General features: G+C 66.0%; 14 protein-coding genes. 6 read left to right on the top strand and 8 right to left on the bottom strand.

Going from position 1 to position 20,088, the window contains the following annotated elements; all coding sequences use genetic code 11:
- The first annotated feature begins 61 nt into the window (after nucleotides 1-61).
- Both BG83_RS0119780 and BG83_RS0119785 read left to right on the top strand, forming a co-directional pair.
- Complete coding sequence (locus BG83_RS0119780; protein WP_024978334.1) at nucleotides 62-1,357, top strand: MFS transporter; 1,296 nt, start codon at nucleotides 62-64, stop codon at nucleotides 1,355-1,357.
- A 53-nt stretch (nucleotides 1,358-1,410) separates the two neighbouring features.
- Complete coding sequence (locus BG83_RS0119785; RefSeq protein ID WP_024978335.1) at nucleotides 1,411-2,610, top strand: M20 aminoacylase family protein; 1,200 nt, start codon at nucleotides 1,411-1,413, stop codon at nucleotides 2,608-2,610.
- A gap of 98 nt (nucleotides 2,611-2,708) precedes the next feature.
- Here the strand turns inward: BG83_RS0119785 and BG83_RS0119790 are convergent, their stop codons facing one another.
- The 4 genes from BG83_RS0119790 to BG83_RS0119805 all read right to left on the bottom strand — a co-directional run bounded on the left by BG83_RS0119790 (nucleotide 2,709) and on the right by BG83_RS0119805 (nucleotide 8,071).
- Nucleotides 2,709-3,194, bottom strand: a complete 486-nt coding sequence (locus BG83_RS0119790) for a hypothetical protein (protein WP_024978336.1) — start codon at nucleotides 3,192-3,194, stop codon at nucleotides 2,709-2,711.
- A gap of 22 nt (nucleotides 3,195-3,216) precedes the next feature.
- Nucleotides 3,217-5,157, bottom strand: coding sequence for a S8 family serine peptidase (locus BG83_RS0119795; protein WP_024978337.1), 1,941 nt, complete (start codon nucleotides 5,155-5,157; stop codon nucleotides 3,217-3,219).
- A 292-nt stretch (nucleotides 5,158-5,449) separates the two neighbouring features.
- Complete coding sequence (locus tag BG83_RS0119800; protein ID WP_024978338.1) at nucleotides 5,450-6,466, bottom strand: helix-turn-helix domain-containing protein; 1,017 nt, start codon at nucleotides 6,464-6,466, stop codon at nucleotides 5,450-5,452.
- 87 nt (nucleotides 6,467-6,553) lie between these two features.
- On the bottom strand, nucleotides 6,554-8,071 hold the full coding sequence (locus BG83_RS0119805) for a sensor domain-containing diguanylate cyclase (protein ID WP_024978339.1): 1,518 nt from the start codon (nucleotides 8,069-8,071) through the stop codon (nucleotides 6,554-6,556).
- Nucleotides 8,072-8,363: 292 nt separating this feature from the next.
- Between BG83_RS0119805 and BG83_RS0119815 the strand changes: the two genes are divergently transcribed.
- The 3 genes from BG83_RS0119815 (at nucleotide 8,364) to BG83_RS0119825 (ending at nucleotide 13,232) form a co-directional block, all read left to right on the top strand.
- Nucleotides 8,364-8,558, top strand: a complete 195-nt coding sequence (locus BG83_RS0119815; RefSeq protein ID WP_024978340.1) for a hypothetical protein — start codon at nucleotides 8,364-8,366, stop codon at nucleotides 8,556-8,558.
- A gap of 283 nt (nucleotides 8,559-8,841) precedes the next feature.
- On the top strand, nucleotides 8,842-11,475 hold the full coding sequence (gene mprF, locus BG83_RS0119820; RefSeq protein WP_024978341.1) for a bifunctional lysylphosphatidylglycerol flippase/synthetase MprF: 2,634 nt from the start codon (nucleotides 8,842-8,844) through the stop codon (nucleotides 11,473-11,475).
- Nucleotides 11,472-13,232 carry a virulence factor gene (locus BG83_RS0119825; RefSeq protein ID WP_024978342.1) on the top strand — a complete coding sequence of 587 codons (1,761 nt, stop codon included), beginning with the start codon at nucleotides 11,472-11,474 and terminating at the stop codon, nucleotides 13,230-13,232. Before mprF ends, BG83_RS0119825 begins: the two co-directional genes overlap by 4 nt.
- 49 nt (nucleotides 13,233-13,281) lie before the next feature.
- Here BG83_RS0119825 and BG83_RS0119830 read toward each other — a convergent pair whose 3' ends face one another.
- The 3 genes from BG83_RS0119830 to BG83_RS0119840 form a co-directional block, all read right to left on the bottom strand.
- A complete protein-coding gene (locus tag BG83_RS0119830) occupies nucleotides 13,282-15,003 on the bottom strand; it encodes a SulP family inorganic anion transporter (protein ID WP_024978343.1) in 1,722 nt (573 codons plus the stop codon).
- A gap of 79 nt (nucleotides 15,004-15,082) precedes the next feature.
- Nucleotides 15,083-15,637, bottom strand: coding sequence for a hypothetical protein (locus tag BG83_RS0119835; RefSeq protein WP_024978344.1), 555 nt, complete (start codon nucleotides 15,635-15,637; stop codon nucleotides 15,083-15,085).
- A 209-nt stretch (nucleotides 15,638-15,846) separates the two neighbouring features.
- Nucleotides 15,847-16,773 carry a LysR family transcriptional regulator gene (locus BG83_RS0119840; protein ID WP_024978345.1) on the bottom strand — a complete coding sequence of 309 codons (927 nt, stop codon included), beginning with the start codon at nucleotides 16,771-16,773 and terminating at the stop codon, nucleotides 15,847-15,849.
- A gap of 112 nt (nucleotides 16,774-16,885) precedes the next feature.
- Here BG83_RS0119840 and BG83_RS0119845 point away from each other — a divergent pair, with 112 nt between their 5' ends.
- The gene (locus tag BG83_RS0119845) at nucleotides 16,886-17,635 is read left to right on the top strand and encodes an SDR family oxidoreductase (protein WP_024978346.1); all 750 of its coding nucleotides are present in this window, start codon (nucleotides 16,886-16,888) and stop codon (nucleotides 17,633-17,635) included.
- 89 nt (nucleotides 17,636-17,724) lie between these two features.
- On the opposite strand, the gene BG83_RS0119850 is transcribed toward BG83_RS0119845, so the two are convergent.
- Complete coding sequence (locus BG83_RS0119850; RefSeq protein ID WP_235193226.1) at nucleotides 17,725-19,866, bottom strand: TonB-dependent siderophore receptor; 2,142 nt, start codon at nucleotides 19,864-19,866, stop codon at nucleotides 17,725-17,727.
- Between the last annotated feature and the right edge of the window lie 222 nt (nucleotides 19,867-20,088).

Below are 20,088 nucleotides of genomic sequence, written 5' to 3' on the forward strand. Positions count from 1 at the left end.
CTTCAATCCAGCGCACTGCGGGACGCTCATAGAAGCCCGCCCGACTGGAGGAGACATCAAGATGGATGCCCAGATTGCCGTGCCCGCTGGCGCCCCGCGCCAAGGCACCACCACCGCCACCCCGCATTCGAGCCGCGCTGTCGTTGCCGCCGCCATCGGCAACGGGCTCGAAATGTACGACTTCACGGTCTATAGCTTCTTTGCCGCCACCATCGGGCGACTGTTCTTTCCGTCGAGCAGCCCGCTGGCATCGTTGCTGTTGTCATTCGCCACGTTTGGTGCGGGCTTTGTCATGCGGCCGCTGGGCGCCGTGCTGATTGGCAACATGGCCGATCGGCGTGGCCGCAAGGCAGCACTCACATTGACGATTGCATTGATGACGGCCGGCACCGCGCTGATCGCCTTCACGCCCAGCCACGCGACGATCGGCGTGACGGCTACGGTGCTGGTGGTGCTCGGGCGCTTGCTGCAGGGGCTGTCGGCCGGCGGGGAAATCGGCGCGGCGTCGGCACTGCTGCTGGAATCGGCCAGCAAGGGCCGGCGTTGCTTCCTGGTGAGCTGGCAGGCTGCCACGCAGGGTGCGGCGGCACTGCTCGGCGCGTTGAGTGCGGCCGGTGTGAGCGCCGTGCTCAGCCCCGAGGCACTGCAGAGCTGGGGATGGCGGCTGCCGTTCTTGCTGGGCTTGCTGATCGCGCCGGTTGGCATGTATATCCGCCGGCATCTGAAAGAGACGCACGAGGCCGCCCCGCACGGCAGTGTGGTCGACGTGCTTCGCCAGCATGCGCGCACGCTGGTACTGGGCATGCTGCTGATGACCGGGGCCACTGCGTCCATGTACATCCTGATCTTCTACATGCCCACGTATCTGATCCACTCTTTGCACATGCCGCCGGTCACGGCGTTTCTCACGGCCTGCGTGGCGGGGGCAACCATGCTGGTCATGTCGCCGCTGTTTGGTCTGATTGCCGACCGCCTGCCGACACGCAAGCCGATGCTGTATGTCGCGTCTGCGGTCAGCCTGTCGTGCACGTACCCGGGCTTCGTGCTGCTGTCTTCCGGCGCGGGGTTGGCTCTCACCATGGGGTTGATCGCGCTGGGCGTGACGATCATGGCGGTCAGCAATGGCGCGGGCGCGGCGCTGCTGATGGAAGCCTTTCCGCGCCAGCATCGCGCGACCGGCATGTCGGTGATGTACAGCCTGGGGGTGACCCTGTTCGGCGGTTTTGCGCCGCTCATCGTTACGTGGTTGCTGGGTGTGACCGGCAACCCGATGGCACCGGCCTGGTATCTGCTGGCCAGCAGTGCAATCAGCCTGGCCGCGCTCACGCTGTTCCCGACGTATCCCGGCCGCGATTGAGATTGACGTCGCGCCATCGTTGCCCCCACCCAGTTCGCCTCTGACATCGCACCATGTACCTCGATCCGAATTCGCCCAGCATTCCCCAGGCCCTGCACGTGGGCGCTGACCGCTTTGCCGAACTGCGTCATCGCATCCATGCCAATCCGGAGTTGGGTGCCGATGTGCCGCACACCTCCCAGCTCGTCGCCGGCCTGCTGCGTGAATGGGGCTATGACGTACACAGCGTCGGCGGCCACGGCTTGGTGGGGCAATTGAAGGTGGGCAACGGTACGCGCACGATCGGCCTGCGCGCCGACATGGATGCGTTGCCCATGCAGGAGCGCACAGGCTTGCCCTACGCCAGCCAGGTGGCCGGTCGCATGCACGCGTGTGGCCACGATGGCCATACCGCCACGTTGCTTGCCGCCGCCGAGCACCTGGCAGCCACGCGCAACTTCAACGGTACCCTGAACCTCATTTTCCAGCCCGATGAAGAGGGCCTGACCGGTGCCGTCGCCATGATGGAGGATGGCCTGTTCGAGCGCTTCCCCTGCGATGGCATCTACGCTTTCCACAACGCGCCTGGCTTGCCGCTGGGCGCGGCCGTGGTGCAGAGCGGCCCGCTGGGCGGTTCGTCAGATCGCGTGACCGTGACTTTCAGCGGGCGCGGCGGCCATGGTGCCATGCCTAACCTGGCTGTGGACCCGACGCTGGCTTTGGCGGCGACGGTGGTGGCGCTGCAGGGCATCGTCTCGCGCAACGTGGCGCCCGTGGATGCGGCCGTCATCAGCGTTGGGCAGATGCAGGCTGGGACGACCCACAACATCATCCCCGAAACGGCCATGCTCAAGTTGAGCGTGCGCGCCACCAAGCCGGAGGTGCGTGAGCTGCTGGAGACGCGCATCCGCGAGGTCATTACGCACCAAGCCGCATCTTATGGCGTGCGCGCGGAGATCGTCTACGAGCGGTTGGTGCCGGCCATCTGCAATACACCCGAGCAGACCGCCATCGCACGCCGTGCCGTGGCGAGCGTGCTGGGCGAGGAGCGTGTCATCCAGGTGCCGCCGTCCTCGCAGATGGGCAGTGAAGATTTTGCCTGGATGCTGGAGAAGCGCCCTGGCTGCTACTTCGCGCTGGGCAACGGTTTGGGCGGCCAGTGGGTCGGCTGCTCGTTGCACAACGACGGCTACGATTTCAACGACAAGCTGATCCCGATCGGGGCGGCGTGCTGGGTGGCGCTGGTGGAGGATCAGTTGCGCGCAGAGGGCTGACGCGCGGGGGTGCGACGGCACCGCCGTGACTTCCGTGCTGATCGATGCAAAACGCCCCGCGTGGAGGCGGGGCGTCCTGTGCTACCGGGCGATGACGATCAGCGCGCCACGGGCTTGGCGTACTGGATCGGAACGTCCACCCGCGCCTGCGGCAGTGTCTTCTTGAGTTGCGCGCGCGCGTTCACAGCATCCTGGAACGAAGCAAAGCGCAGGGTGCTGATGTTCAGGTGCCCGTAATACTCCGCCGACACGGGCGTTGCCGGCAGGCCGCTCACGGCCTGGCGCACGCTGTCGACCGACACCTGCGAGACGACCACCTCGTTGCGGCTCTCGCCCACCACGCCACGCTCATTGACCACCTGCGTGACGGCTGAGGATGCCGCGCCCGCTGCCTTGGTGCGCGTGCCGCTGGAGAGCACCTTGAACGACTGCGATTCGATCTGCACCGTCGGTGCGCTTGCGTATTGCGTCAGCTCCTGCGTGCTCAGGTGTTTGCCCACCGTCAGGTCGGCCGCCTGGCACGCCGAAGCCATCGAGAGGAGCGCCGTCAGCGCCACGGTCTTCATCAGGGTTGTATTGATCATGTTGAATGGTCTCCGAACGGGCTCACTTGGCAGCAATCACGCGGTACTCCACGGCCAGCGGCGTGGCGAGGGTCACGGTGTGGGTACCGCCCTGGGGCTGGTATGTCGAGCAGGCGTTGGTCGGCACGCCGCTTACGGCATAGACCTCCCACGTGCCGGCTGCGTTCTCACCATAGAAGGCGTAGCTGCCCAGGCCGTACTTGTTCACGGTATCGACGCCGTTGTTGTAATAGCCGTTGTACGGCAGGGACAACGCCGACACCGTGCCCGAGGGCGACTTCACAAAGAAGCCGACACTGCCCACGCACACCGAGCCCGATACGCGCAGTTGCAGGGCGTCGACCTTGTCGGTGCCCGACACGTTGAACTGGCCGAGCTTCTGCACTGCGCCGTAGTTGAGCTGGTTCACGTTGGCAAAGGCCGCCGCGAAGTCCGGCACTGACAGAGCGGCCGGCTTGTAGGTGACAGTGGCCTTGGCCATCTTCACCGCCGCTGATGCATCGACCAGCCCGAAGCCGTACCAAGTGGAGTACACATAGCCGGCGGCGTTGGTCTGCCAGCCATAGTCCAGGCGTGCGGTGGTCGCGCCATCAGTCAGCGCAGCACTGGTGTCGCCAGTGGCGGCGCCCGTAAGCAAGTCGATTCGCGCGTTGCGGCCGTCACGGCTGCCATAGTCGGTGTCGATCTTGCGTGCGGTGGCGCGCAGGATTTCGCGAACATCGCGCCACGTCAGATTCGGGTTGGCCGCCAGCATCAGCGCGACCACGCCGGACAGCGTGGGCGTGGCCGCCGACGTGCCGTTCATGCTCGAGTAGTCGCACTTCGCGTTGTCTTTCAGGTTGGTGGAGGTGCCTGCAATCGCAAAGTCATAGGTGTCGTCCGGATTGGCTCGGCTGTAGCCGCGTGCGCAGCCGCTGAGGTCGGTGGAGAAAATCTTTGGGCCGCTGCCCGTTTCACCATATTTGCCGCCGTTGCCGTATTCGCCGCCCAAGCCTGTGATCCAGTTGACCGATCCGGCGTTGGAGTAGCTCGACTTGATGCCCTGCGCGTTTGCCGCGCCGACCACGATCACGCCAGGCTCCAGCGCTTCCGGATCATTGGCGGGATTCTCGCAGCCGATCATGCCGGCGGCGCTGCCCACGGTCGGGCATGTGCGCGGCGGGACGCTGGCGCCGTCGTTGATGTATTCATATTCATTGCCCGACGCCTTGAGCATGACCAGCCCGCGGCCGCCACGCAGGTTCGGGAAGGCGCGCACCGCTGCCTGTGTCGAGGTAGACGTGTCGTACTCCAGCGGTGCCTGCGGGTTCGCGCCGTACGAGGCATTGATGATGTGGCCGTTCTTCGACCAGTCTGCGCCGCCGTAGGCTGCGGTGATGTCGGGGTTCGCCGCGCCGATGAAGCGCGCCCCGCCCAGTGTCGCGCGCGGAGCGATCCCCATGACGCCCTTGCCGTTCTGCGCCGCGGCGATGATGCCGGCCACGTTGGTGCCATGCGCGTCTTTGATGTTCGCGGGAATGTCTGCCGGTGTCGGATCGTTCGAACCATCGTCGAAGTTGTGCGTCATGTCCGAGTTGGCATTGGCGAACAGATCTTCGTTGTGCACGTCGATGCCGTCGTCCAGCACGAGCACGTTCACGCCCTGGCCCTTGACGCCGGCCTTGTGCGCGTCTTCCACGTCGATGTCGGTCGTGCCGTTGGCCACCAGGCCGAACGCCGCGAAGAAGCTGGTTGCCTGCTTGAGCGCCCACTGGTAGGCGTACAGCGGCTCGGTGCTGCCGGTCTGGCAGGCGTACTTGGCATCGACGCCGGTTTCCGCGCAGGTGGATGCGGGCGGCGTGTTGCCGCCGGTGTTGCCGCCATTGCTGGCGGTGTTGCTTCCCGAGTCCCCACCGCCGCACGCGGCCAGGGCCACGGTGGCGAACAGCGTCAAGGCAAGCGATTTTCCCGTAATGTCTTTCACGAGACCCCCGTTTTGTCGTTGTGTGTTGTGCAAAGCGCGGGATGTCCGCACCGCTTTGACCTGTTCGACGAAGAGAGGGCACGTCGCTCGTGCCCGCCGCGAGCGCATGGGCGCTCATCAGGTCGGGCCGGATGCTCGCATGCACGCCAGTTGGGATTCAACGAAGAATGCGGCTGCGCGCGCTAACCGGTTCGGCCGTCGCGCGAACCTGTCAGTGCGTCTCAGTCTTGGGAACGGCAGGGCGCCGGAGGTGGGAGGAAAGAGGGAGTGCGCGAGGGGTGCCGCGCACGCTTCAGCGCATCTGCATGACCCAGGTGCGCCAGTCCTTGTGCTGCACGAAAGGCATGGCAGCGGCCCGGCCTTCCACGGCCAGCATGCGCGTTTCACGCGGCGACATGCCAGAGGCGCGGCGGTACGCGCGCGTAAAGTTCGATGCGTCGGAAAAACCGTAGGTCTGCGCGATTTCAGCCACCGAACGGTGCGTCTGCGATCGGTCGGCCAGGATCGCGTGGCACTGTCGCAGGCGCTGCGTGCGCAGGTAGTTGAAGAAGCCGCCCTCGCGCTCGAACAGCCGGTACAGCGTGGCGCGCGAGATGCCGAACTGCACGGCCACGCCTTCGGGCGAAAGCGCGAGATCGGACAGGTTGTGCTGCACGTGCCGGCAGATCGAAGCAAACAGGCTTTCCCTGACGGCTGGCGCACTGGCTTCGGTCACTTGGCAGTTGATGGCGGCCGCCGCCAGTTGCAGCGTGCCCGGGATGACGGCCTGTGCCTCGGCATCGCTCAACTTCCCGACCGATTGATAGAGCGAGCACAGGTGATCACGCAGCAGCCCGACCATCGGGGCATCGCCGCGCAGCACCCGCATGCTGAGTTCATCCGGTGCGCGCAGCAGCGGTGCCAGCAGGCGCCGTGGCACGGCCAGGCTCAGGAATCGACTGTCGTTCGTGCTGGTGGCGAGCGGCTGCGCAGCGTCGACGATGAACAGATCGCCGGGGCGCGTGGCGGTGCCGCTGGCGCCGTCGCGCTCTCCGCAACTGCCTTCCAGGTAATACTGGAGCACGTAGACATCCATGCCGTCGCGCCCCAGCTTGGAGCGGGAACGATCATAGTGCTGTGCCTGCGCGCTGATCATGCCCACACCCGTCTCGCCGCACAGATACGCATCGACGCTGGCCTGAAAGCCATGCGATTGCGGCGCGGCAGAGCGCGTGTCGAACAGCACGTTGATGGCATCCCGCCACGCCGCAAATTGATGCTCGCGCGGCAGCGCAGACGTATCGAAGTGGGAATGCGGAGGTTTGCTCACGGCGGTTTCCTGAAAGCCCCCGGCATTGTGCAGAAGCGGTGGCCGATGATGGGATGCCCCCAAAGTGGGGTGTCGACGGGCGCTGGCCTAAACGACCGCCAGCTTTGGCCGCTCCTGTCTGGGCATGACCACGTTGCGCCCGGCGGCCTTGGCTTCATACAGCCGCCCGTCGGCGAGGTGGATCAGGTCTTGAACGGTATCGTCGGCCGCGGCGATGCCCGAGTGGGAAGCCACCCCGACGCTGACCGTCAGCTTGCCGTACGCGCTTCCCGCGTTGGGCTCGTTGGCGGCCAGCACGGCGGTGCGGATGCTCTCGGCCACGCGCACGGCGCCGCTCAAGTCCGTATTGGGCAGGACGGCGCAGAACTCTTCGCCGCCATAGCGGCCGGCAAAATCTCCCGGGCGCTTGATGCGGTCGTTGATGCAGCGTGCCACCGTGCGCAGCGCGGTATCGCCGGCGGCATGGCCGTACTTGTCGTTGTAGGGTTTGAAGTTGTCCACGTCGATCATCAGCACCGACATCGGGGTGTGATGGCGATTGGCACGGCGCCATTCAACGTCCAGTGCCGAGTCCAGCGCGCGGCGCGTGCCGAGCCCCGTCAGGCTGTCGGTATTGGCCAGCAGGTGCAATTGCTGCTCCATCTCGAGCCGCTTGCGCAGTTGTTGCGCAAGGAGGAACGACAGCACCATGAATACCGCGTCGAGCATCAGCACGATGCCGCTGATCACCCATGCGCGCTGCCGCCACTCCGCGTAGATGTCTTCGGTGGCCAGCCCGACTGTGACAATCAGCGGGTGGTCGCCGATATGGCGGAAGCTGAACAGGCGCTCGATACCGTCAACGCTGGCAACGTCAACATAGGAGCCTTCGGGCGCAAGCAGGCGCTTCTGGAAGGCAACGTCCTCGGCCAGGCTTCGGCCGATGAGCTTTTCGCTGTAAGGGCGCCGCATGAGCAGCGTGCCGTCCGTGCGTATCAGCGTGACGGTCGCGTGGGGGCCGAGGTTGATGCCATCGAACAGGCGACGGAAGTAGTTCAGGCGCAGCGTGCCGACCACGATGCCGTTGAATTCGCCATGCGGGCCGTTCAGCCGCCGGCTGAGGCCGAGCGACGTGTCCAGGCCGGTCACGCGCGGCGTAAATGGCTCGCTGATATACAGCCCGACGTTCGCGGAGCCCTGATGCACCTGGAAGTAATCGCGGTCGCCGATGTAAATACGCCGCGGCGGCACCGAACGTGAATCGAGAACAACATCACCGACCTTGTTGGTCACCAGCAGGGAGCCCAGGTCCTGCGCATTGGTCGACCGGTCGAACAGCACGAACTGGCGCACGGCGGGCGGCAACGCCAGCATGGCAGGATCGCGCACGCCGTCGATCACGGCCTGCAGCGACAGGTCGTACACCTCGATGTTGCGGGCGATGTCGCGTTGCAGGATCAGCGACAGGTTGTCGGCGGCGTCGCGTGCGCGGGCCAGCGCGTCCGTGCGCATTTCCCAGAGCGAGAACGCGGTGAGCGCGGCCAGCACCACCGACAGCATCGACGCGCCGATGATCAGCAGGGAAGGCCGCCGCAGGAATGCACTGGTGGCGCGCTGTAAAGGCATGCGCAGAATTGTGAAAATATTGAAAACGGTAGCCTCAATTGTGTACCGGACTCCACCTTCCTACGCAATACTATCTAAGACGTTTTCTGCAATGAAAACGTTTGCGGCCATTGATTTCATCCTGTCCATGCAACGTTTGTGGCCGCGGGTGTGCAGCTTGCTGATCCTCGGCTGAGTGCCGCACCCGCAGCGCTGGGCATCCTGCCCGCCCGACAGATGTGCATTCCGCACCCCATGCCATCGTGTCAGGCCAGCTTTGCCTATTCTGGGGTAAGCATCCTTGGAGAACGCCATGCCAGAGCCAGACGATCGCGCCTCACCCACTCCGGCGCCCGCCAACCCGCATCCGCCCGTGGCCGATACGCACGAGGAAGCCCTCCTCGACGAGGGCATCGAGGAAACCTTTCCTGCCAGTGACCCGGTTTCCGTCGATGCCGGCAAGCCCGATGTGCCCCCCAAGGCGCCGGCGAGCGCGCCCAAACCGTAAAATGCGGGCTGCGTGTCAACGCATCGGCGGTTTTAGCCGTCTTACGTAGGCCGCAAACAACGTGCGAATCCAGCACACGCGCCGTCTGAAGCGCGGGGCAAGAGAAAGCCGGCGCGCGCGACAAGCCCGTGCCGGTAGGTCGGGGTCCAATCAAGACGTCGATACCGTGCGGAGCATGGGCTTCGGCGGCTTGGCTTGCCGCGCTCTCCCGTCTCTGCGTGTCCGGATTCGTGTATCGCTTTGACCGGCACTCCACCAAGCCAGCAGGATTTCGTTTTTCACCATGCCTGACGCCGCGTCCAACGACGCCAGTCCAACATCACGCCGATCCTCGGCCCGCACCGCGCCTGGCGCGCCCGCCACGCCTGCGCCCTCTGACTCCGGCTTTGGCCTTGCCAGCTGGATCGTGATCGGTGTGGTGCTGGTGCTTGGCGCGCTGGTGTTCGACAGCCTGTATGCGCTGCTCGACCATGTGCACTACGCCGACATGGTCGCCGCGCTGCAGGCCACGCCGCGCTCGCACCTGATGCTGGCCATGCTGGCCACGGCGCTCAGTTACGTCGCCCTGACCGGTTACGACGCGTCCGGCCTGCGCTACGCGGGCGCGCATGTGGCGCCCGCTACGGTGGCCACCACCTCGTTCATTGCCTATGCGCTGGGCAACACCGTCGGCCTCGGTTCGCTGACGGCCGGGGCGGTGCGCACGCGCTTGTACACAGCGGCCGGGCTTGATCCTGCGCGCGTGACAGAGGCGGTGGCCTTTGATGCGGGCGCGCTGGGCGTGTCCACCACGGCCTTTGGGGCGGTCGGGCTGTTGTGGGGCGCCCCGCACATCGCGGCCATTGCGCATTTGCCGGCCGCGTTGCTTGAAGTCGTGGCATTGCTGGTGCTGGCCGGCGTCGTGGCGTTGTTGGCGCTCTGCATGCGGCAGCGCCACGTGATGCTGTTCGGCCGGTGGGAGATCCGCCTGCCGCCGCCGGGGTTGGCCGCGCGTCAGTTCGCGATTTCAGCGGCCGACATGATTGCGGCGGCGGCGGCCCTGTGGGTGCTGATGCCGGCAGGCGCAGTCGATCTGCCGACGTTTGTGGCGTTTTACGCGTTGGCGGTCACGCTGGGCGTGCTGAGCCAGAGCCCGGGCGGTCTAGGCGTGTTCGAGGCCGTGATCCTGCTGGGCTGCAGCGGCCAGGCGCCGCCGGCCGAGGTGCTTGCTGCGCTGTTGTTCTACCGCGTCATCTATTTCCTGCTGCCGCTGGTCGTGGCCGCCGCCATGCTCGGCGTGTTCGAGTTGCGTTCCGGCGCGGGGGCGCCGTTCGGCCGCGCTGCGGTCAAGCTGTCGCCGGGGCTGCTGGCCGCGCTGACGATGGTGGCAGGCGTGATGCTGCTCGTCTCGGGCGTCACCCCCGCCACGGACGAAGCCGAAGACCTTCTGCGCATGCATGTGCCGCTGTTCGTGGTGGAAGCCTCGCACATGATCGGCAGTGTGGCGGGGCTCATCATGCTGTTTGTCGCGCGCGGGCTGCTGCACCGGCTGGACGCCGCGTGGTGGGCGGCGCTGGTGCTGTCGCTGCTCACCGGCGTGCTGGCGTTGCCCAAGGGCATTGCCGTGTCTGAGATGGCGGTGCTGGTGACGCTGGCGGTGCTGCTCGTCATCTCGCGTCGGCAGTTTGACCGGCCGTCGTCGCTGTTTTCGCAGCGGCTGGAGGCGGGGTGGCTGGTTGCCATGCTCTGCGTGTTTGCGGCGTGCGTGTGGATTCTCTTCTTCGCCTACCGAGAGGTGGCCTACGCCAACCAGCTCTGGTGGCAATTCACGTTCGACGGCGATGCGCCACGCTCCATACGCGCGCTGATGGCGGTGGCGGTGACCGGGCTCGGGTTTGGCATGCGCCAGCTCTTTCGCAAGGAGCCCGGTGTCACCACGTTCCCGAGCGACGAAGAACTTGCCCGCGCCGCCGAGATCGTCCGCAAGCAGCCCGCCGCCGATGCCACGCTCGCGTTGATGGGTGACAAGAGCCTGCTGTTTTCGCCGTCGGGCAACGCGTTCATCATGTACGCCAAGCAGGGGCGCTCGTGGGTGGCGCTGTCCGACCCCGTGGGCGCGCAGCAGGAATGGCCCGAGCTGATCTGGCGCTTTATCGAAATGGCCGATGCGCATGGCGGCCGCGCCGCGTTCTACAAGACACGCCCGCAGACGCTGTCGCTGTATCTCGATGCGGGCTTGCGCGCCTACAAGCTGGGCGAAGAGGCGTATGTGTCGCTGCCCGAGTTCAGCCTGAAGGGCTCGCGCCGCGCCAACCTGCGCCATGGTGTCACGCGCGGCGAGCGCGAAGGCCTGTCGTTCGAGATCGTGCCGACGGAAGATGTGCCCACCGTGCTGGACGAATTGCGCGCCATCTCCGATGAATGGCTGCGCAACCAGAATGCGCGCGAGAAGGGCTTCTCGCTGGGCGCATTTGACGACCGCTACATCTGCAGCCAGCCCGTGGCCGTGGTGCGCCGTGAGGGCGTCATCCTGGCGTTTGCCACGCTGATGTGCCCAGATGTGCTGCGCATCGAGGCGAGTGTCGACCTCATGCGCTATCGCAGCGACGTGCCGCCGGGCACGATGGATTTCCTGTTCGGCAAGGTCATCCTCTACTTCCAGGCGCAGGGGTATCAGCGTTTCGGGCTGGGGATGGCACCGATGTCGGGCATGGTTGAGCATCAGCTTGCGCCGCGCTGGCACCGCTTCGGACGGATGATGTTCCGACACGGCGCGCGCTTCTACAATTTCAGAGGGCTGCGCAATTTCAAGGACAAGTTCGAGCCGGTGTGGGAAGCCCGCTACCTGCTCGCACGTGGCGGGATTGCGCCGCTATTCACATTGACGGACGTCGCCGCGCTGATCGGCGGCGGCTTGAAGGGAGTGATCTCCAAATGAGTTGGCAAGCACCGCGCACGCAAGAGGCGCGGCATCGGGGAGTGCTACGCAAAGGCTTGCGTTGGGCTGGGCATTTGAGTGCGGTCGGCATGGTGCTGGCAACGTCCTGGGCCATCGCAGCCGATGCTCCTGCGGCCAAGCCCACGCCTGCGCAGGGTCCGGTGCTGGTGCCGCCCGTGGGCATGGCGGGCGCCAGCGGCGTTGTGGCTGCGCCGCCACGCGGCGACATGCCGCCTCGCCTGCAGATGAGCGCTGCGGCCGTCACCGCCAACAAGGCCGCCAACGGCGGCGTGCTGTCGCTGCCCGTGGTGGCGCCTGCCACGGCCGCGGCGGCGCCCGGTGCCGTCGAGTTCGTCACGCACGGGCGCTTTCGCGATGTGCCGGTCTACAAGCCGAAGGGCGAAATCCGCTCCGTCGTGCTGATGCTCTCGGGCGACCTGGGCTGGACGCCAGCCGTATCGCGCATGGCCGAGAGCCTCGCGCAGCAGGGCGCACTGGTGGCAGGTCTGTCAACGCCTGCGCTGTTCGCCAGCCTGGAGGCCGACCTGGGCGATTGCGCCTTCCCCGATGGTGACCTCGAAAACTTCAGCCGCTTCCTGCAGGCCTACGAGAAAGTGCCGGGCTACTACCCGCCCATCCTCGTTGGCGACAACGAAGGCGGTGCGCTGGCCTACGCCATGATTGCCCAGGCGCGCCCGAACATCTTCGCCGCGGCCATGTCGATGGAATTCTGCCCGGTGCTGGAGTTGCGCAAGCCGCTGTGCAAGGGCGAGGGCGTGCATTTCAGCCGCCGCATGAGCGAGAGCCGTACCACGGCCAAGCGCGTCAAGCCGCCCGAGAACGCCGGTGTGGTCCTGCTGCCCGCCACGAAATTGTCTGCGCCATGGGTGGCGCTGCAATCAGCCACGCCGACGTCGTTTGCGCGCCGCTCCGGTCCGCTGTGCGAAGCGCGTGCCACGCAAGCCTTCATCGATACGATTTCGGGGGCGCAATCGGTGGCGTTGCCGGCCACCGCGTCGGCCGCCAATGCACCGCCTGTGACAGCCAGCGAGCCATTCAAGGTGGCTTTCGCCAAGCTTGTCGCCCAACGCAAACCGCCGCCCCCGCCGCCGCCCGCAGCGGTGTCCGACTTGCCGATCATCGAAGTGCCCGCGCAGCCCGGTACATCATCCGAGCTGTTCGCGGTGCTGCTCTCGGGTGACGGCGGTTGGGCCGGGCTCGACAAGGAGGTGGCCGCTGCGCTGTCCAAGTCGGGCGTGCCCGTGGTCGGCATCGATTCGCTGCGCTACTTCTGGACGCCGCGTACGCCGGCCTCCGCCGCCGCTGACATGGATCGCCTCGTGCGCTTTTACGCCGCGCGCTGGAAGAAACAGAAGGCTTTGCTGATCGGCTATTCGCAGGGCGCAGACGTGCTGCCCTTCATCGTCAACCGGTTGCCGGCGGCGTCGCGCGAGCATGTCGCGCTGGCCGTGATGATGGGCCTGGGCAAGCGCGCCGATTTTGAGTTCCACATGACCAACTGGGTGTCGAGCAGCGCGTCTGGCCTGCCGATCCTGCCCGAGGTGCAGAAGCTGCCGGCGGGCCTTGGCATGTGCATCTACGGCAAGGAAGAGAAAGACACCAATTGCCCGGGCCTGGACCCGAAGCAGGTGCAACTGGTGAAGCTGCCCGGCGGCCATCACTTTGATGGCGATTACGCCAAGTTGGCCCGCATCATTCTTGAAGGCGCGCGCGCAGCGGGCAACGCACCGCGCTAATCCGCCAACGTCGGGGCTGGCGTGTCCGGAGTGCGGTGGCGTTGTCGAGCTAGGCCGGCGCCGGTGTGCCGGCTGTTGATGCCAGCGACTGCACGCACTCATCCACGCTCAGCTCATGCAGCATCTCGGTGCGCAGCGTGTTATCGGTGGCACGCTGCAGGACCGTCAGCGCGCGCGGCTTGAGTCGCACCAGCATCAGTTGCAGGCCGCGCGCTGCACATTCGGCGGCAAAGATGCGCAGCGCCTCGATGGCCGAGCCGTCGACGTCCGGTGTTTCTTCCAGGCTGATCATGACGGTGCGCAGCGCGGGTTCGTGCGGCTGTTGCAGCATCGCGCGCACCGCGCCGAGCACGCGTTCGGTGTTGGCGAAAAACAGCGGTACTTCCGGCCGGACGATCAGCACGCCAGGCACGGCCTTGGCTTCCGGGTGCAGAGACACGTCGACAAAATCGTGGCTCTCGCGCAGGCGGCCGAGCACGCTTACGTTGGGCTCGGAGAGCTGGCGCAGAGTGAGCAGCAGGCTCACGCCAATCGCGGCCAGCAGCCCGTGCAACACGCCCAGCACCAGCACGGCCAGCAACGCGGCAATCACCACCAGCCGATCGCGGCGCCAAGCCCAGTAGGGCTTGAACACAGCCGGATGCAACGAATGGCTCACCGCAAAGATCACGATGGCCGCCAGCACCGGCTCGGGAATGCGCGCGAGCTGCGGCAGGAACAACCACACGATCAGCGCCACCACCGCTGCCGCGCACAGCCCGGCCAGACGTGATTGCGCGCCCGCGGCTTCGTTGGCAGACGTGGCTGAATACCCCGCGCCGACGGGCATGCCGTGTAGCAGGCCCGAGAGCAGATTCGCGCAGCCCAGTGCGACGAGGTCACGGTTGGCGGAGATGCCATCTCCGTGCTTGAGCGCGAAGTTGCGGATGGAGCCATAGGACTCGGCATAGAGGATCAGCATGAGCGCAAAACCGAGTTCAGCGCTTTCCATCCATTGCACCCGGTTCAGCGCAGGCACGCCGAAGCTGATGTTCTGCAGGTCGATATGGCCGACCACGGCAATGCCGTAGCTGTGCCAGTCGATCCAGTAGCCGGCCGCGATGGCCAGCACGATGACGACCAGCGTGGCCGGAATGCGCCCCCAGCGCCCAAGGCCGAAGAGTAGGGCGAGTGCGACGGCTCCCAATGTCGTGCTGTACCGGTTGGCACTGGCCGCACTGGTGATGAGATCAAGCGCGATGCGTGGCGTGTCACTGTGGCGCACCGCCACGTCGAGGATCTTGGGCAACTGCTTGACGGCAATCGTCAGCGCCAGCCCGAACGTGAAACCGCGCAGCACCGGCCGCGCGATGAAATCCGACATGCCGCCCAGGCGTGCCGCGCCAGCCACGATGAACAGCACCCCCGTCGCGATGATGAGCGCCGCTGCCATCGTGAGCGCCGTCGCGCCGTTACCGCTAGGTTCCGATAGCACCGTCGCAAACAGCACGGCGGCCGACGACGACGTGGCCGAGACAATGGCAAAGCGGCTCGTGCCGACCAATGAATAGACCACCAGGCCGCACAGCAACGCGATCAGCCCGGCCTGCGGCGGCAGGCTGGCGATGCCAGCGTAGGCAACGGCTTCGGGCAGCAACAGGCCCGCAATCGAGAACCCGGCGATGACATCGCGCACCACGCGCTTCTGTGGCGGCTGTGGTGGCGCATCCAGCGGGGCGAAGCCCTCTGGGTGTTGCAGGGCGACGGCGAGATGTTCGTTGCTGGGGGGCATGCGATGCGGTGATCAGGCTGAAATGGACGACGCCGCGGTCCGGGTGGGCCGCGGCGTGCGGGTTTGCTTCGGGCGTGTCTTACTTGGTACAGGCCTTGTTGCGGCTGGGGCGCATGCCGGCGGCCTTGGCGTCGGCTTCAGTCATGTATTCGCCCTGTTTGGTCTTGCCGTAGTAGCGATCGCCCGGGCAGTGGTAGACCTTGGTGCTGGCATTGGCCCACACCTTGTCGGGGCCGCCGCCGGGGGCAACGGTGCCCGCAGCGGCCGCAGCAGGTTTGGCAGGCGCTGCGGCTGCAGGTTTGGCTGCTGGCGCGGGGGCGGGAGCCGGAGCGGCGGCAGGTGCAGCGGGAGCGGCTGCGGCAGGTTTGGCCGGAGCCGGTGCGGCAGGTGCTGCTGCAGGCGCGGCCGGCGCGGCAGCAGGTGCACCGCCTGCGCTGGCTTTCTTGTCGACACCACCATGGCCGCGGCAAGCGCCCTTGAGCGTCGCGCCGCTGTAAGGCGTGCCGTCCTTGCAGACCGCGTGGACGGCCGCTGGGGCCGCTGCCGGTGCGGTGGCGGGCGCGGCGGTGCCCTGCGCAAACGCCGAGCCCATCACCAGCGCACCCATCGAAAACATCAACGCAGACAGTTTCATAACGAGACCCTCAACGAGGCACGGAGATACGTGCGTGACCGATTAACGCTGGCCGACGGCGCGCGTTGACCCACCCGAGGGTTTGTCAGAAGACAAACGCTGCAATGTTGATCATTCCGCAACAGTCGGCGTCGCTTGTGTTGCGCCAACGGGCGATGCGGCGTCGGCGCCATCCCAGCATAGGCAAGATCACGTGGCCCGGCGAGGTTTCAGGCGAATGCGTCGACGCCCTGGACCAGCCGCTTTGCCAGACGGGGCTGCCGTAGTTGTTCGAGCCACCATTGGAGTGCACGGCCTTCACCGTCGCCATCGCCGCTGCGCCAGCCGACGTAGAGCAGATTCGGTTCGCGCGGATCGGTGGTGCGCTTTTCAATCAGCTCCCCGCGCGCGAGCAGCGATGCCATGCGGTGCCTCGGCAGCCAGCCGACGCCCAGGCCGTCGCGCTGCGCAAGCGTTTTGGCACGCATGCTGGGCACGGCCAGCGTAGGTTGCCCGCTGAGCATGCCGTAGGCGCGGCCGGCGGTGGTTCGCGCTGAATCGGCCACCACCACGGCCCGATGCCGGGCAATTTCCTCGCGCGTGAGCGGCGCCTCGATGGCTGCCAGCGGATGCCGTGGCGACACGGCAAACACCCATTCCACCACGCCCAGTTCGAACCACCCGAGGTTCGGGATGGACGGCGGCTCGTTCGTCGCCCCGATGACGAGGTCGGCGCGGCCATCACGCAGCGCCTCCCATGTGCCGGCCAGCACCTCGTGCGTCACGCGCAGCGCCACGCCCGATTGCAGCGCATCGAACGCGTGCATCACGGGCATGAGCGATTCGAACTCCAGCAGCTCGTCCGTCACGATCCACAAGCGGTCTTCCCAGCCGTTGGCTACCTGCCGCACGCGCTGCGTCACGCGCGATACGTCCTGCGACAGCCGCGCGGCTTCTTCCGTCAACAACTGCCCGGCGCGCGTGAGCTGCAGCCGGTAGCCGCGCCGATCAAAGAGTAGGGCGTCGAAGCGCTGCTCCAGTTGCCGCGCGGCATACGACACGGTCGACGGCGCCTTGCCCAGTTGCGCCGCCGCGCGCGACAGGCTGCCCGTCTGCCGGATGGCCTCCAGCAGGGCCAATTCTTCATCCGTCAACATGTGCAATTCCTTCGAACATATTCATCGTTCGGATCGTATGGCAAACCGCTTGCCCGCGTCCACACTGCAGTCACGCGATTGTTCAAGTTCAATTTTCCTACTGGAGGACATCATGAATCGCTTCGAAGGCAAGACCGTTCTGGTCACTGGCGGCAACAGCGGTATTGGCCTGGCAGCCGCCCAGGCATTTGTGCGCGAAGGCGCCCGCGTGGTCATTACCGGCCGTGACGCCGCAGCGCTGGAAACGGCGCGCGCCGCACTCGGCAACAACGCCATCGCCATCCGCAATGAAACCGGCAGCGTGGCGGCCGCACGCGAGCTGACCCGTCAGCTGCAGGAGGCAGGCGTGCGTCTGGATGCCGTGTTCATTAACGCCGGCATGGCCAGGTTTGCCGCCGTACCGGACGTGGACGAGGCCCTTTGGGATGCCACCTTCAACGCCAACGTGAAGGGCGCGTTCTTTCAGATCCAGGCACTGTTGCCCATCCTCAACAAGGGCACGTCGATCGTGCTGAACGGCTCCATCAACGCGCACATCGGCATGCCGAATTCGTCGGTGTATGCAGCGAGCAAGGCTGCGCTGATCTCGCTGGCGAAGACGCTGTCGGGTGAGCTGATCGGCTCGGGCATCCGCGTGAATGTGGTCAGCCCCGGCCCGGTGACGACACCGCTGTACGGCAAGCTCGGCCTGGACGCTGACACGCTGGCCGCCACCGCTGCGCAGATCCAGGACCAGGTGCCGCTGGGCCGCTTCGGCCAGCCGGAAGAGATTGCTTCGACAGTGCTGCATCTGTCGGCGCCGGAATCGGCCTTCATTGTTGGCACGGAGATCATTGCCGACGGCGGCATGAGCCAGCTTTAAGCCCACCCGGTGGCCGGTATCCCCGACTTGGTGGCGAGCGCAAGGCGGCTTGCTGTAAGCGCTGCGCCTTGCCGCCTGGCCGGCCAACGTCAGAAGCTGCGGGTCACGCGCAGTGTCAGGGTGCGGCCCGGCTGAACCGGGATGAAGTTCCCGGACTGTGCGTTGCCGTACGCCCGGATATTGAAGAGATTGCGGGCGAAGAGGTCGACGCTCCAGGATTTCTGGTGCCAGAAGAGACTGGTGTCGACGCGCACAAAGCCGGGCATGCGAAACGGAGTGTCGCCGTAGCATGGGGCGCCGCGTTGCCCCGTGATGCCAATCCCGGCGCCTGCGCCTTTCAATTGACCCGCCTGCATGGTGTACGTCGTCCAAAGCGCCCCGCTCAGGAATGGCGCCTGCGGCAGGAACCCCGTGGTCAGCGCGCCGGATACGCGAGACAGTGCCACCCACAGCGAAGTGTCCAAGCCCTTCGTTACTGCCCCTTGCATCGAGACTTCCAGCCCTTCGCTGCTCTGGTGCGCGATTTGTGTGTCGTAGCCGGCGGGCGCCACATCCACCAGCCTCACGTGGTGCGCATCGATGCGATACAGCGCCGCCTGCATCGTCAGCGCGCGGTTGGCATCTGCCCAGCGCAGGCCGGTTTCCAGCTGGCGACTCCGTTCAGGCAACAAGGCTTCGCACGGGTCGAAGTAGCCGGTGTTGAGACGGAAACCGCGCGAGTAATCGGCAAACCATGCGGTATGCGGCGTCAGCTTGTAGAGCACGCCCAGCGACGGTGTCCAGGCCGAGCCCTGAAGTTGCGCGCGCGGCAGTTTGGCGATGTAGTCATTCACGTACAGGGCGCCGGACAGCTCCCAACGCGCGCCAATGGCAATCTGGTCGCGCGCGCGAAACACCGACTGCCGCACCGATTGCGAGACCTGAATGCCCGGCACGAACGTGGCCGGCGGCAGTTGAACAGGTGCAAACGGATTCTGCGGCATCAGAAAAGGCGTCGCCGCAAAGACCATGTCCTGCCGCTCCTGAAACTCATCCCAGCCGAATGTGAGCACGTGCTGGAACGGCCCATGTGCGAACCTGCCCGTGAGCTCGTTCGAGATGGCCCACGAGGTGTCGTTGCTGCGATCGCCAAAGTTCAGCGTTGACGTAGGCGCCGTGTTGTTGACCACGAGCGCCGTATGCCAAAGCGCAGATTGTTCGGTGAGCGCTTCGTACGTGCCACGTGAGTGCAAGGACCAATCGTCCGTGAGGTTGCGCGAGATCTTGTAATAGGCGCGGCTCGCGCGGGACTGCACGTTGTCGTCGGCATTACCTAGCGGGCTTTGCATGGCCAGTCGGACAGGCGCGCCATTCAATGCAAACGTGGCGGGCGGCATGGGCTGGCGGCTGGTGACGGATTCCAGTCCGACTGTGACTTCCGTAGCAGCATCGTGCCAGCCGAGCGCTGCAAGCCCGTAGCTCTTGTGCCGACCGGCGTATCCCGAATCACTGTTGGCCGTCGTGTCCTGCAACGCCACCGCCCGGTAAGACAGGTCGGTCGATCCGATCGGGCCGGCCAGATCCACCACGGCTTTGCGCTCGGCGTGCGAGCCGATTTCCACTGCCACCGTTCGTTGTGGCGCTACCGTGGGTGCCCTGAGATTGGCATTGATGCCGCCCACGGCGGTCGGGGCGCCCCCGATGTCAGCATGCGTTCCCTTGATCACCGAAACATCCTCTACCGCCTCGATGGGTCGCACCGCAGCCATCTTGTCGGGCTGGCCATCGACGAATATCTGCCCTGTCATGAAACCCCGCGTGGCGTACCGTGGGGGGGCCGAGGGGTCGAGCGACACCGACGAGACACCGGCAAGCGCCAGGGCATCCGCCATCGACGGGGCATTCTGGCTGGTAAGCAAGTCTCTTGTGAGGGTGCTTACGGCGTGAGGCACGCTCGTGATGGGCGTCTCGACATGCGTGACGGAGCCTGTTGTGAAGACGGCAAAGTCGCTGCCTGTCCGCGCGCGTACTTCGGCCGGGGGCAGGGTCCCGATGTCGCGCGGCTCGTCAGGCGCGCGCACGATGGTCAACGTGTTGTCGGGCAGTGTGGTCAGTTGCAGACCGCTGTCTTTGAGGGCCTGCTCCGCCGCCTGCTGGGCCGACATGGCGCCGCGAACCGGACCGGCCAACAGGTCTTTGGCAAGACCGGAGGGGAACGACATGGGCTGTCCGCTCACTTGGGCGATTTCCATCAACACGCGCTCCAAGGGCGCCCGCTCGATAGAAAAATCCCATGTGCCCAGCGGGGCAGCGTGGGCGTACTGCGCAGCGAACAGCGCCGCAAGACCAAACAGTCGTACCCGGTGCAATGTGGGCCCCGTGCGCGGCAGGCAAGCCTGCGCCGCAGCGCATGCAATGGCATTAGACGACCGCATGGTGGTGATGCACGCAGCGCAGCGGTACTTCGAGCACAT

It is taken from the genome of Ralstonia pickettii (assembly GCF_000607165.1).
GTDB lineage: Bacteria > Pseudomonadota > Gammaproteobacteria > Burkholderiales > Burkholderiaceae > Ralstonia > Ralstonia holmesii.